This is a genomic window from Streptomyces sp. NBC_01257 (assembly GCF_035917255.1).
In the GTDB taxonomy this organism is placed as follows: Bacteria; Actinomycetota; Actinomycetes; order Streptomycetales; family Streptomycetaceae; genus Streptomyces.
Genome location: NZ_CP108472.1, coordinates 3,449,123 through 3,462,352, shown reverse-complemented (window position 1 = coordinate 3,462,352; position 13,230 = coordinate 3,449,123). Strand labels below are relative to the sequence as shown.

Genomic DNA, 13,230 nt, shown 5'->3' with positions numbered 1-13,230 from the left:
TTCCGCTCGCCGCCGTGACGGCGCGCGATATGGTCTGGGCCAGCCGACGAGGGGGGCCTCACATGTCTGTCCGTATCCGCACGCGCGCCCGGAGGAATGCTGCCGTGCTGGCGGTGGCGGCCGCGCTGGTGGCGTCCCTGAGCGCCTGTTCGCAGGCGGCCACTTCGGACGGGCCCGGGGGCGATGTGCCGTACGTGGCCCCGTCGACGGACGCCTCGGCGGCGAACGACGCGATCGAGCGTGCCGAGGCCGATGCGAAGGCGTCGGCGGCGGCCTCGGAGGCGGTCGAGGCACAGGCGGACCTGGAGACGGCCGCCAAGCGGCCGGAGGAGGTGCGCGACGCCTTCGCCGGACTGCAGGCCACGCTCGACGACACCTGCACCCCGGGCGCGGGGGACTGCGCCTACTTCCTGGGCCGGGTGCACGAGGAACTGACCGGCCTGGACCGGGCGATGAAGGTGGACGACGGGCGCCCGAACCACTTCAAGGAGCCCCTGGGGTGGCTGAGCACGCTGTGGACCGGGCTGGCGGGTGACATCTCGACCGCCAACCTGGAGAAGCACTTCGATGACCTGACCGGCACGCGGGACCGCATCAACACCTGGATGCAGGGCCACCCGGAGGACTACCGCTGACGGGTGTCCCCCGCAGTCGCCGTGCCGAGCTCCAGCTCCGCGACGACCTGGTCGCCGCTCGTCTCACCGGTCGTACGGAAGCCGAGTTTCCGGTAGAACTCCTCGGGCCCGTGCGCTCCGGGGACGTAGGTGACGGTCGTCCGCGGTGTCCCGCGCCGGCGCAGCTCGTCGTTCACGGCCCCGACGGCGAACCGCCCGTATCCGCGCCCCTGTTGCGCGGCGGCGATGTTCAGCCGCCAGAGTCCGGACCGCAGCGGGTCGCCGGGCCGGTCCGGGGCGAAGCGCACGCCGAGGAAGGCCATGACGAAGCCGACGAGCGTCTCACCGTCGGCGATGAGCCGCGGCCACGCCGTGTCGGGGCTGGTGCAGGCCTGGGCCAGCGACCAGGCGACGGGCTTCACGAGTCCGTTCTGATCGGGCCGGACGGTGAGTGCGCAGGCCGCCTCGACGTTGTCGGACGTGACCGGCGCGAGCCGGAGCGATGGGGACGATGAGGACATTCCCGCAAGCTGCCTTCCGGCAGGCCGGGAACCGCACCGGATTCCGCCACCGGCCCTTGCGGCGGCCCGCCGCAGGGCAGGCCGCCGCACGGCAACTCCAGTCTCAGCCGGTCGCGTTGCGCCAGACGGTCAGGTCGATCGTCATGTAGTCACTGGGCGAGTCCTCGGGGGAGTGGCCCTGGTACGTGAGGAGCGCCAGGTGTCCCGTGCCGGTCGTGATGCAGACCTGCCGTCCCTTGGAGAGCTTGTCCACGTAGATGTTGCTGGTGAACCGGGTGTCCGAGCGGCAGGTCTCCAACGATCCCTCCTGGCCCGGGTCGAGCAGGACGAGGCGCCCGCCCTCCGCCTCGGCGTCGAGGTAGCCGCCGGTGTCGTAGGACAGTTCGTACCCACTGTCCTCGCCGTCCTGCGGGCGGACGTCCTCGTCCCCGAGGGTCAGGTGGTAGCCGGCGGTGAGATTGATGCCCGGGTAGTCGGCCGGCTTCGGATCGGCCTTGGCGGAGGGCTTCGGGTCGGTCGCGGTGTCCGTGCTCTCGTCATCCGCACCCGGTGACGAACCGCCGTCCTTGGGTGTGCTGTTGTCCTTGGGCGACTCGTTGCTCTGCGACTTCTTCCCGTCGTCCTTGAGCAGGAAGTACGCCGTCCCGCCGCCCGCGATGCCGAGGACGAGCGCGGCGGCGATGACGATGGCGGCGATCCGGCCGCCGCGGCCCTTCGCGGGCTGCGGCGTCGGGCCCGGCCCCTGGGGCGGGCGGTGACCGGGGTACGTCTGGTCCTGCGCCGGGTACCCGGTGGGGAACTGCGTCGGGGCGTGGACCTGCGCCTGGGAGACCGGCTGGTACGGCTGGGCGGGGTGGTGAGCGGGGTGAGCGGGCTGCGTGGGATGCGCCGCCTGGCTCTGGACGGGCGGGGGCGTGACCGGCGGGCCGTACCCCGGGGGCGGCGTGCTCGGGGCCACCGGAGTCGTGGGCGAGTACGCCGCCGGGGCGGCGGCCGGGGGCGGCGGGGTCTGCACCGGGGCGGGCGCGGCCGCGCGGACCGTGATGTCGGCGGCGACCGGGCTCGGCAGCCAGTCCTCCGGGCGGCGCAGCACCGTTTCCGCGTTCGCGGTCTGGCACAGCGTGATGACCTCGGCGACCGAGGGCCTGGCCTCCGGGTCCTTGGACAGGCACCGGCCGACGAGCTCCATCAGCCGCTCCGGGACGCCGCTGAGGTCCGGCTCCTCGTGGACGATCCGGTAGAGCACCCCGTGCGAGGTCCCCTCGCCGAAGGCCGGTGAGCCCGTGGCCGCGTAGGCCGCGACCTGGCCGAGCGCGAAGATGTCGGTGGCCGGGGTGACCCGGCGCCCCGCGGCCTGCTCCGGGGCCATGAACGACGGGGTGCCGATGGTGACGCCGCTGCCGGTGAGCGACGTCGCGTCGGCCGCGTACGCGATGCCGAAGTCGATGACGCGCGGCCCGTCCGCTGCGAGGAGCACGTTCGACGGCTTGAGGTCGCGGTGCACGATGCCCGCGCCGTGGATGACGTGCAGCGCCTCCGCCATGCCGGCGATCAGCAGCAGCACCGCCTCGACCGGCAGCGCCCCGTGCGCGGCGACCGCGTCGGCGAGCGAGGGCCCCGGCACGTACGCGGTGGCGAGCCACGGCTGCGCACCGTTGGTGTCGGCGTCGATGACCGGCGCGGTGAACAGCCCCTGCACGCGCTGCGCGGACTGCACCTCCTGCGCGAACCGCCGCCGGAACTCGGGGTCCTCGCCGAACTCGGGCCGGATCACCTTGATGGCGACGGGCCGTCCGCCGGGTGTGTACGACAGGTACACCTTGCCCATACCGCCCGCGCCGAGCTTGGCGGCGAGACGGTATCCGGCGATGGTGGCCGGGTCGTCCGCCGCCAGTGGCTGGAAGACCTGCGAGGCGCCGCCCCGGTTTGGCTGCTGACCGCTCATGAACTCGTGTCTCCCCCGAAGAACGCTGCTGTCGAAACGGCACCTTATCCAAATCCGGAGTCGCGGAGGACGAGCACGGGGGCGCGCATGCGGGCGGGCGCACGGGAGGGGCGCGGCGCGCGCGTGCCGGACCTCCCCCCGCCAGGGCGGCCCGTCCGGCCCCTCCCCGGCGGGCGTCTGTGAGAATGCCCGTCATGCCGTCCCTGGTTGGCCCCTCGATCCCTGCCGGCACACCGGCCGCCACCGGCCATCCCGCCCTGCCCGTAGGGGAGGAGGCGCTGCTGCGCCCCTGGCTCCGCACCGATGCCGCGGCGGTCCTGGAGGCCTTCCGTGATCCGGCGATCCAGCGCTGGCATGTGCGCAGAGCGGATTCCGTGGCCGAGGCGGAGGAGTGGATCGCTGCCTGGCAGGCGGAGTGGACGGCCGGGACCGGCGCCCACTGGGCGCTCGTCGATGCGGCGGACGGCGGCACACTGCTGGGCCGGGTCGCCCTGAAGGCCTTCGACCTCCAGGACGGCACGGCCGAAATCGCCTACTGGACCGTGCCGTTGGCGCGCGGCCGGGGGCTGTGCCCGAGCGCGGTCACGGTGGTGACGCAGTGGGCGATGGACACGTGGGGCTTCCACCGGATCGCCTTGGAGCACGCCACCGCCAACCACGCGTCGTGCCGGGTGGCGGAGAAGGCGGGCTTCGCCGTGGAGGGCGTCCGGCGCTCGGCGTGGCTGCAGGCGGACGGCCGCCACGACGTGCATCTGCACGCCCGGGTCCGGACGGACTGACCGCCGTGCATCTGCCTGCCCGGGGCCCGACGGGCTGACCGCCCGCACCGCCATGGGGGAGGGCGCGGGCAGCCGAACCGTTCAGACGGATGCGGGGAACGCGAACCGCACGCCCGTCGCCCGCTCCGACAGTTCCCACAGCCGCTGACCGGTCGCGGCGTCCGCCGCCCCGGCGGACAGCTCCACCCGGGTCGGCCCGCCCCGCAGTTCGCCCATCCCGTCCGGCCCGATGAACTCGCCGCCCCGCGCACTCGGGTCCGTCGCCGCGTACAGCTGGGACAGGGCGCCCCGGTCCGGGCTCTGGGCGAGCGGTGTGAGGACGCGGCCGAACAGCAGCTTCACCAGGGCGGCGGGCCCCTCGGTCTGCAGCCCGGTGGCGGCGTAACCGGGGTGGGCGAGCAGGCTGCGCACCGGGCTGCCGGCCGCGGTCAGCCGACGGTGGAGCTCGTGGCCGAAGACGGCGTTGGCGAGCTTGGACTGGTTGTAGAAACCCATCGGCGTGTACCGGCGCTCGCCCGTGAGGTCGTCGAAGTGGATCCGGGCCTTGCGGTGATTGGCCGAACTCACCGTGACGACACGGGGATCGCTCCCGGCGCCCAGCAGGTCGAGCAGCAGCCCGGTGAGGGCGAAGTGGCCGAGGTGGTTGGACGCGAACTGCACCTCGTGGCCCTGGGGGCTCAGGGTCCGGGGCGGCGCCATCACCCCGGCGTTGTTGACGAGCACGTCCAGCCGCCCGCGGTCGGCGTGCAGCCGGTCGGCGAAGGACCGTACGGAGTCGAGGTCGGCCAGGTCGAGCCGGCGCACCTCAAGACGGGCGTCCGGCTGCCCGGCGGTGAGGTCCGCGACCGCGCGGCGGCCCTTCTCCTCGTCGCGCACGGCGAGGATCACATGCCCGCCGCGCCGGGCGAGGGCCCGGGTGGTGGCCAGCCCGAGGCCGCTGTTGGCCCCGGTGACGACGATCACGCGCCCGGTCTGGTCCGGGATCTGCTCGGAAGTCCAGCGTTGCTGCGGTGTCATACGACACAGGCTGCCTCTGACGGCATCATGTGTCAACATGGCACTTGGTGTCATTAAAGGCATGCAATACCCTGGGGTGGTGAGCAGCCGCCCCGACATGACCATGGCCCAGCGCAAGCGCCGGCTCGTCTCCGACGAACTGACGGAAGCGGCCCTCCAACTGCTGGCCCGGAAGGGGTTCGACGCCGTCACGGTCGACGAGATCGTGGTCGCCGCCGGCGTCTCCAAGCGGACGTTCTTCCGCTACTTCGCGTCCAAGGAGGACGTGGTCGTCCAGTTCCTGGCCGACATGGGCACCGGCATCCGCGCCGAGCTCGCGACGCGCCCCGCCGCGGAACCGCCCTCCGTCGCGCTGCTGCGGGCGGTGTGGGTGCCCCTCGGTGAATGCGCCGACCACGGGGACCGGGCGCTGCGCGTGGTCCGGCTGATCCTGCGGACCCCCGCCCTGCTCGCGCGCTTCCTGGAACGCCAGGCGCAGTGGCGCGACGACCTGGCGCAGGAGGTGGCGCAGCGGCTGGGGCTCGACGCCGGTGCGGACTTCTATCCCAGGATGGCGGCGGGCATGGCGCTGAACGCGTTCGACGCCGTACTGCACCGCTGGAGCACCGGCGACGGTGCCGAGTCACCGGCCGCCCTGCTCGACCAGGCCTTCGAGGTGATCGCCCCGGCGCTGGACGCCGGGACGACGGCCCGCAGCGAGCAGCCCTGAACTGACCCGAAGGGGCTTGGCACCGTGTCCCCGGCCGTGGACGTCAGGTCGTACGGCTCCGGCCGGTATCGGCCTCGGCCTCGGTGCCGCCCCCGTCCGGTACGCCCTTGCCCTCCGCCGGCTCCCGGTGCGGCAGGAGCAGCGGGGTCGCCAGCATGAGCAGGCCGGCGACGCCGATCGCCGTGCGCGGGCCGGTGAGCGCGGCCAGCGGCCCCCAGAGCGCGGTCAGGAGGGCGACGGTCGCCTTGCTGCTGACCGACCAGGCGGACAGGGTGCGGGCGACGCGGCCCGTGTCCGTGTGCTCCAGCCGGTACGTGGCGAACACCGGGTTGAAGACGCCCATGGACGTGATCAGCCCGAGCTCGACCACCATGACGGTGACCAGTCCCACCGTGCCCGGCCCGACGAAGACCAGTCCCACCAGCCAGCAGGCCCGCAGCCACCCGGTGAAGAGCATCACCCGGTGCCGGCCGAACCGGGTGACCAGGCCGCCCGCCATGCGGGAGCCGATCAGGCCGCCGATGCAGGGCGCGGCGAAGCCGAGCGCGTACTGCCAGGGCGCGAAGCCGAGGTCGCTCAGCATGAGGACGGCGAGCACCGGCGCGGTCGCCATGATCAGACCGCTGGTCAGGACCGTGTTGAAGAACAGCGGGCGGAGCGCCGGGTCGGTGAGGATGTGGCGCCAGCCGTCGAGCAGATCACCGGCCCGCAGCCGAGGCCGCTCCCCGGTGCCGGGCGGTGGCTCCTTGCCGCCGATCGCCCGGAGCCCCAGGGCCGAGAGCAGATAGCTGACCGCGTCGGCCAGCACCGTGATCACCGGCCCGAACATGCCGATCGCGGCCCCGCCCAGCGGCGGCCCCAGCATGGTGGCGGTCCAGGACGTGGACTCGAACCGCCCGTTGGCGGTGACCAGGTCCCGCGAGGGCACGAGCGATTTCAGATACGCGCCCGCGGCCGCGCCGAAGGTGATGTCGGCGGACGCGACGACGACGGACACGACCAGCAACTGGACGAAGCCGAGCAGATCGAGCGCGTACGCGACGGGGACGGTCAGCAGCGCCCCGAAGCGGATGAGGTCCATCGCCATCATCACGGGCCGTTTGCGGCGGAGGTCGACCCACGGGCCGAGCGGGATCGCGATCACGGCGCCGACGGCCAGCCCGGCGGCGGCCAGGACCGACACCGCCGTCGGCCCGGAGTGGAGCACCAGGATCGCCATCAGGGGGAACGCGTCGAACGCGAGCCGCGTGCCGAAGGTGCTGACCGAGTACGCGGCCCACAGCCACCCGAACCGGCGGCCCAGCGACGGTCTGCCTCCCATGGCGGGTGCCCCTTCGCTGCCGTGCTCGTACCCTCTGACGTCGGTCAGGGATATCAGAGCCGGCAGGGCTCCGGCCACTCGCGGGGGCGCCGGAAGATCGCGTAGCCGCAGGCCGGGGAGGGGTACGTACCACCGGCACCGGCTGAGGCCCGGCTCCGCCGCCCGGCGCCGGGGGCGGTCATCGGCGTGGCGGCGATGACTTTCAGCGGGGTCGGCAGTCTCATCAGGGTCAACAACCACAGGAGGAGGACGCACGTGGCACAGCTGCTGCGAGTGCAGAACTTCACGGTGTCGAGCGACGGATTCGGCGCCGGCGAGGGCCAGAGCCTGGAGCGGCCGTTCGGGCACGCCGACCCCGGGGCCCTGATGTCCTGGGCCGGTGCCACGGCGAGCTGGCCCAACCGCACCGACCCCGGAGGGAGCCGCGGCCTCGACGACTACTTCACCCGGGACTTCACGCACAACATCGGCGCCGAGATCATGGGCCGCAACAAGTTCAGCCCGCACCGCGGAGCCTGGAAGGACCACGAGTGGCGTGGCTGGTGGGGCGACGAACCGCCGTTCCACACCCCGGTCTTCGTGATGACCCACCACACGCGCCCTTCGTTCACCCTCTCCGACACCACGTTCCACTTCGTCGACGACGAGCCCGCCGCGGTCCTCGCCACGGCACGGGAGGCGGCGCAGGGCAAGGACGTCCGGCTCGGGGGCGGGGCGACCACCGTCCGGGAGTTCCTCGACGCCGATCTCGTCGACGCCCTGCACGTGGTGGTCGCACCGGTGAAGCTCGGCTCCGGGGTTCGGCTCTGGGAGTCGCCCGACGACCTGCTCGACCGGTTCCACCTGGACGTCGTGCCCAGCCCGAGCGGTGTGACGCACCACCTGTTCTGGCGGCGCTGAATCACGCACGCCGGCCGGCGTCACGGGCGCCGTGCCCGGCCCGGCGGTCTCCGCCGGGCCGGGCCGGGCCTCAGGCGGCGGCGCAGGCGCCACCGCTGAGGGTGAACGCGCTCGGCGCGGCGTTCGTACCGCTGCGACCGGCGGTGAATCCGACGGTGACCGAGCCCTTCGCGGCGATCGACGAGGTGTACGAGGCGGGCGCGACGCTCACCGAACCGCCGTTCTGCGTGGGAATTCCGCCCCACATGTTGCTGATGGTCTGGCCGTTGGCGAAGGCGAAGCCCAGCGTCCAGCCGTCGATGACGGTGGTGCCGGTGTTGCGGATGGTGATCTCGCCCTGGAAGCCGCCCGGCCACTCGCCGACGACCCGGTAGCCGACGGAGCAGCTCGCGCCCGGCGTGCTGCCGCCCTCGTCCGTGGTGACGCCCACCGTGGCCGAGCGCGCCGAACGGTTCCCGGCGGCGTCGCGCGCGTACACCGCGAACGTGTAGGCGGTACCGGCGCCGAGTCCGGTGACAGTGACGCCGGTGGTGGCGGAGGAGGCGACGGCCGTCTCCGTGGTGCCGTCGACGCGGACGACGTCGTAGCCGGTGACGGCAACGTTGTCGGAGGCCGCGGTCCAGCCGAGCGTGGCGGAGGTGTCCGTCACCGCGGAGGCGGTCGGGGCGCCGGGCGCGGTCGGGGCCTCGGTGTCCTCCGTGGCGCCGCCGTAGACGGTGGCCTCGCGGGAGGTCTGGGCGATGCCGTCGGCGCCGTGGAAGATGCGCTCACCCCAGGAACTGAGCTGCGTGGGGTCGAAGCCGATCGTCAGGTCGAGGATCGGGTCCGTGTTGCCGCTCCAGGACCAGGCGATGTAACCGAGCTTCAGCTGCTCGGCGGTGGCCATCATGGTGTCCTCGTCGGGGTCGCCGTACTGGTCGGCGGGGCCTCCGAACTCACCGATGACCAGGGGGAGTCCGGCGTCCACGAACGCGTTCAGGTAGTCGGTGACCTTCTGCGCGGTGTTGTAGACGCTGTACATGTGGATCGAGAAGATCAGATTGCCGGTGGAGTCGGCGTCGTAGACGGCCTGGGCGTTGTCCCGCATGACGCCCTGCCAGTCCTGGCCCCAGTTGGGCGCGTCCACCATGATCGTGTGCGCGAATCCGGCGGCGCGCAGCTTCTGGATCGCGGCGGTCGTGGGTGCGGTCCAGCCGGCCGGGTCGGTGTTGCCCCAGGGCTCGTTGCCGATGTTGATGACGACGTAGTCCTCCTGGCCGGCGAGGACGTCCTTCAGGCTGATCCAGTAGTCGGCGGCGTGATCGAGCGTGCCGGCGGCGGCGTCCTCCCCGTACCCCGTGGTGTCGTGCACCTCCAGTACGCAGATGAGCCGGTTGGCCTTGCACTGGGCGATGACGGCGGCCACGTCGTCCGGGCTGTTCCTGCTCCAGCGGAACCCGTCGGAGAGCACGACGCGGACGGTGTTGGCGCCGGTCGCCTTGATGTCGGCCAGCGACTGGGTCTCGCCGGGGTACCAGGTGTGGGCGTGGTTGACCCCGCGCATGACGAAGTCGTTGCCGTTGCCCTCCAGCAGGCGGCCGTCGCTGATGTGCAGTCCGGTGGCGGCGGGCGTTGCTGGTGCGGCCTGGGCCGGGGCGAGGCCACCGAGGGCGAGGAGGCCGAGGAGGGTGACCAGGGCGGTCAGGAGAGCGGTGACGGGATGCTTGTGCGCTGGGTTCTTCTGCGTGCTTCTTGCTGTTCTCACTGCGGCTCCAGGGGGTGAGCGGGATCAAGAGCTGAGCATCGACAGACGTTTCCGCGTGTGGGAGCGCTCCCACGCTTACGCGCTCCTATGAAGCCAGTTAGTCAGGGGCACGTCAATACATTGCGCAGCGGCATCGCCCGCGGCTCGCGGCCGTCAGGTGCTCTTCTTACGCACCGATCACTGGATCAGTTCGATGTGCGGATGGTCGGGGGATACCGGGCAGGCGTGGAGTTGCAGGTTGGAGCCGCGGGCGATGTCGAGCCCGGTGGGCTTCTGCGATGTGGGCGCCGAGCTGGGCGAGGCGGAGTTCGCCCCCGTCTTCGTCGGGGGCCCAGCTCTGGGTGCCCGCATTCCATTCCGAGCCGGCGATGGTGAGCAGCGGGTCGGTTTCGGTTCCGCATTCCGGGCACGGCCTGGGCATGGGGTCGGTGAGCCCCCAGCGGGTCCACCCGCCGATCTTCCAGCGTAGTGCCCTTGCGGCCATACGCGCGGGCATGGCCGGCGGGTAGGTGGCATCAGCACTACGGGGACGCCACACGCCCGGCGGCGGTGTGGCGGCTACACGCTCCGCGGACGGCATTGCATGGAGTGTTCACTGGGCCAGTTCGATGTGGGGGTGGTCCGGGGACTTCGGGCACGCGTGGAGTTGGAGGTTGTAGCCGCCGAGGATGTCGATCAGGGTGAAGTTGCCGTTCTGGGCGCCCAGGGGAGGCGGGGCCGGGTTCGGCGCTTGCTCCTTGGCGATCCACGTGCCGCCGTCGCCGTCCCATTCCCAGGAGGCGATGGTGAGGAGCGGGACCTGTTCGGTGCCGCACTCGGGGCAGGGGCGGGGTATGGGGTCCATGCGGTCCCAGAGAGTCCAGCCGCCGGTCTTCCAGCCGGGGGCGTGGCAGAGGCTGCTCTGGTAGAGGTCGCTCGGGTCGTACGCATACGACTTGTACCGCGCAGGGTCGATGGAATCCCAGCGGCTCATGTCTTCGAGCTGGCCCCGGAGTTCCTCGCTCAACTCCCTGGGGTTGGGGTACTCGGTCACCTGCTCGGGTGAGAAGAGGCACGGCTCGGGGAGGTAGTAGCCGAGCTGGACAACGGGAGGCTCGGGTGGTGCGTCGAGGACGCTGGCGACGGAGGCGGAGGAGCGCCAGAAGAGCGCGGTCTTCGGGTGGGCAGTCTCCTCGTGGTCGAAGGGGCACCAGAGGATCTGGAGGAGGTCCGCGTCGGTCGGGCACGGGAAGAGTATGTCTCGGGCGTAGAGCTGGGCGACCGGGAGGAGGGGGATTGGGCCGTCGAACCAGGGGCGGCCCGCCTTGAGCCGCTCCCAGTTCTCCCGTTCCTCGGGGGTGGACTCGGGTGCCTCGGGGTCTAGGCGCAGCCGTTCGGTTGCTGCGGCGAGGTCTCGGCGGAGGAGCCGGATGTCGTCCGGTGAGTGGACCACCGGCGACGCGTGCCTGTTGTGTGCCTCGCTGCAGTGGGGCCAGGGCTCGTCGGCGGGCCAGAGGAGTGGTCCGCCGACGGAGCTGTCGTGCACGGTCGGCGACCCGGGCCGCGGGTGCAGCCGGGTCGCTGTGCGCGCCAGCGGGGCCAGCTGAGGGAAGAGCGCGGCGATGTTGAACGGCCGCGGTGGGGTGGTGAAGCTCATGCCGGCTCCCGTTGGCGCGCAATGTGTGGGATCAGTTACCGAGGTTGTACGTTCCGGTGTTCGCGTAGGTGTTCGTGACGTAGACGTTGGGGAACAGTTCCTCTGTTGTCCCGTTCGCCCGTTGGATACTAGCGATCATCGTGACGCCCGTCGGGATGGTGCTGTCCGCGTCCTTGTAGACGGGCGTCACCTGGTAGAAGACCGCGTCGTTTGGTCCGAAGCTGGCGATGGGGCCTTTGATCGTGTCCTGCGCCATGGTCTCGAACTTCCGCATGCTGGGTGTGCCGGTGTTCATTCCGGTCTGCCAGCAGGGGACGAGGTTGCTCCGAGTGAGCGCGTCGTTACCCTTTCCGCCGAGGACTTTCGCGATGAGATGACACCGAGACAGGCCGTAGGTGAGGCTGTTGTCCTTCTTGAACTTCTCCGCGTCCTCCCAGCCGGTGACGGGATCGCTGGTTCCCTTCCCCCCGCTGGTCTCCCGTCCCAGGCATGCCTGCGCCCGGGTCGGCCTTTCCCCGGCGCCGGCCGCCGGCTTGCTCTGGTTGGCGAGAGGAACCGCCTCGGTGGTGTTCCAGAACCAGCCGCCGCCGATCGGGTTGGGGATCGAGTTGATCGGCCGGGGGTCGTTCAGGCAACTGGCCTGCGGTCCGGCGTCCGGAACCGAGACCGGCAGCTCGAACTGGTCGGCGTCGATCACCCGCTGGTCCGTGAAGCCGTCGACGAGCTGCGTGTCGGCGAACTGCTTCTCGGCGGGCGTGACATGGGCCTGGACACAGGGGGCGGCGCGGTCCAGTTCATGGGCGTCGTTCAGAACGTAGGTGTTCCATTCGCCGTTGCCCAGGTGGGGGATCGCCTGGACACACTGCGCGCCGGCGGCACCGCCCTCCTTCGCCTCGCCGAACGGGAAGTCACCGCAGGAGTCGCCGTCGACGAGCTCCGTCTCGGCCGTGAAGCCGCCGCACGTGGTGGCGGTGCGGGCGGCCACGCCGCTTGTCGACCGGGTCAGGGGGCTGCCCTTCTTCCCCCAGGCGCCGTTGAGGTTGCTCTGTGCCCAGCCGTAGGCGGCCACGGCGCCGCCCGCGTCCGCGCTCGTTGCCTTCATCGGCACCACGGCCATGACGGAGGGGACGGCGCAGCCGGCCACCGAAGTCCCCCCGACGGCGTCGTCGCACCTGATCTGCCGCGCGTTCTTCCACGACGCGTTCGGGTCGACCGTCGTCGCACCCGGGGACGTCACGTACATCGCGTACGCCGTGAGGAAGGAGGAGGAAGAGCCCGCCGCCTGCGGCGAGGAGTAGGTGACGGTGCCGGTGAGGCTACCCCCGACGACGAGGTCGCTCTTGTACCAGGGGGCGGTCTTGGTGGCCGTGCAGCCGGCGTCGCAGGAGGCGCGGAGCTTGGCATCCAGGGCGGTGACATCGCCGGCGGCGCTGGTCATCGTGACGGTGACCTGTTCGCTCCAGGTCGTTTCGGTCGGGGAGAGGTCGCCGCCGGTGGAGACCGCCAGGGTGCCGCGGCCGATCTCCACGCCGTTGGCGTTGCGCAGGATGTACGTGACGTTGATGCCGGTCACGCAGTACGAGAAGCGCTCGTAGCTGTAGATGCCGGGGTTGGTGATGTCGCAGCTTCCGGTGTTGCCGTCGGCGGCGGTGGCGGCGACGCGGGCCTGCGCCTTCGCGGGGGCGGGAGCGACGGTCACGCAGGATTCGACGGCGCCTGCGCGGCGCTCCTTCGAGCCGGGCGCGGTGGCGGTGCACTCCTCACCGGAGCGGGTCGCGAGCGCGTCGGTCCCGTTGCTGGTGCCGGCGGCCTTCGTGGCCGACGACGTGGTCGCCGTGGACGACTGCGGCTGGGCCGCCTGGCCCGTGACGGCTGTCGTGAGGACGAGCGTCAGGGCGGTGAGACCGGTCAGGACCGCTGAGCGGGCGCGTCTTCTCGGGGCGCGCCCGGTGCGTATCGCATGCATGGAGGCAGGAACTTTCCGTGAAAGGGGGAGGGAAGGGAAGGGGGCGCCGCATGACTGCGGCGCCCCCTGGGCGGGAGG

At 71.8% G+C, this 13,230-nt stretch carries 11 protein-coding genes; 4 read left to right on the top strand and 7 right to left on the bottom strand.

Features of this window, described 5'->3' with window-relative positions:
* The first annotated feature begins 62 nt into the window (after nucleotides 1-62).
* Nucleotides 63-635 (top strand): hypothetical protein, encoded by a 573-nt coding sequence (locus tag OG408_RS14655; RefSeq protein ID WP_326670231.1) that lies wholly within the window; start codon nucleotides 63-65, stop codon nucleotides 633-635.
* Here the strand turns inward: OG408_RS14655 and OG408_RS14650 are convergent.
* Both OG408_RS14650 and OG408_RS14645 read right to left on the bottom strand, forming a co-directional pair.
* Nucleotides 626-1,135 (bottom strand): GNAT family N-acetyltransferase, encoded by a 510-nt coding sequence (locus tag OG408_RS14650; protein WP_326670229.1) that lies wholly within the window; start codon nucleotides 1,133-1,135, stop codon nucleotides 626-628. The two genes, OG408_RS14655 and OG408_RS14650, sit on opposite strands and share 10 nt — an antisense overlap.
* A 103-nt stretch (nucleotides 1,136-1,238) precedes the next feature.
* The gene (locus OG408_RS14645) at nucleotides 1,239-3,080 is read right to left on the bottom strand and encodes a serine/threonine-protein kinase (protein ID WP_326670228.1); all 1,842 of its coding nucleotides are present in this window, start codon (nucleotides 3,078-3,080) and stop codon (nucleotides 1,239-1,241) included.
* A 194-nt stretch (nucleotides 3,081-3,274) separates the two neighbouring features.
* Between OG408_RS14645 and OG408_RS14640 the strand changes: the two genes are divergently transcribed.
* On the top strand, nucleotides 3,275-3,859 hold the full coding sequence (locus OG408_RS14640) for a GNAT family N-acetyltransferase (protein ID WP_266779246.1): 585 nt from the start codon (nucleotides 3,275-3,277) through the stop codon (nucleotides 3,857-3,859).
* 81 nt (nucleotides 3,860-3,940) lie between these two features.
* Here the strand turns inward: OG408_RS14640 and OG408_RS14635 are convergent, their stop codons facing one another.
* Nucleotides 3,941-4,876, bottom strand: coding sequence for an oxidoreductase (locus OG408_RS14635; RefSeq protein WP_326670226.1), 936 nt, complete (start codon nucleotides 4,874-4,876; stop codon nucleotides 3,941-3,943).
* A gap of 97 nt (nucleotides 4,877-4,973) precedes the next feature.
* Here OG408_RS14635 and OG408_RS14630 point away from each other — a divergent pair, with 97 nt between their 5' ends.
* Nucleotides 4,974-5,585 carry a TetR family transcriptional regulator gene (locus OG408_RS14630; RefSeq protein ID WP_326674540.1) on the top strand — a complete coding sequence of 204 codons (612 nt, stop codon included), beginning with the start codon at nucleotides 4,974-4,976 and terminating at the stop codon, nucleotides 5,583-5,585.
* A 43-nt stretch (nucleotides 5,586-5,628) separates the two neighbouring features.
* Here the strand turns inward: OG408_RS14630 and OG408_RS14625 are convergent, their stop codons facing one another.
* Complete coding sequence (locus OG408_RS14625) at nucleotides 5,629-6,906, bottom strand: MFS transporter (RefSeq protein ID WP_326670225.1); 1,278 nt, start codon at nucleotides 6,904-6,906, stop codon at nucleotides 5,629-5,631.
* Between the two features lie 255 nt (nucleotides 6,907-7,161).
* On the opposite strand from OG408_RS14625, the gene OG408_RS14620 reads away from it, so the two are divergent.
* Entirely contained in the window at nucleotides 7,162-7,806 is a 645-nt protein-coding gene (locus tag OG408_RS14620) for a dihydrofolate reductase family protein (protein WP_266779238.1), read from the top strand.
* Nucleotides 7,807-7,876: 70 nt separating this feature from the next.
* Here OG408_RS14620 and OG408_RS14615 read toward each other — a convergent pair whose 3' ends face one another.
* The 3 genes from OG408_RS14615 to OG408_RS14605 all read right to left on the bottom strand — a co-directional run bounded on the left by OG408_RS14615 (nucleotide 7,877) and on the right by OG408_RS14605 (nucleotide 13,152).
* Complete coding sequence (locus OG408_RS14615; RefSeq protein ID WP_326670223.1) at nucleotides 7,877-9,550, bottom strand: cellulase family glycosylhydrolase; 1,674 nt, start codon at nucleotides 9,548-9,550, stop codon at nucleotides 7,877-7,879.
* A 592-nt stretch (nucleotides 9,551-10,142) separates the two neighbouring features.
* Nucleotides 10,143-11,186, bottom strand: a complete 1,044-nt coding sequence (locus tag OG408_RS14610) for a hypothetical protein (protein WP_285563721.1) — start codon at nucleotides 11,184-11,186, stop codon at nucleotides 10,143-10,145.
* A 31-nt stretch (nucleotides 11,187-11,217) separates the two neighbouring features.
* Nucleotides 11,218-13,152, bottom strand: a complete 1,935-nt coding sequence (locus OG408_RS14605) for a DNA/RNA non-specific endonuclease (protein ID WP_326670221.1) — start codon at nucleotides 13,150-13,152, stop codon at nucleotides 11,218-11,220.
* Between the last annotated feature and the right edge of the window lie 78 nt (nucleotides 13,153-13,230).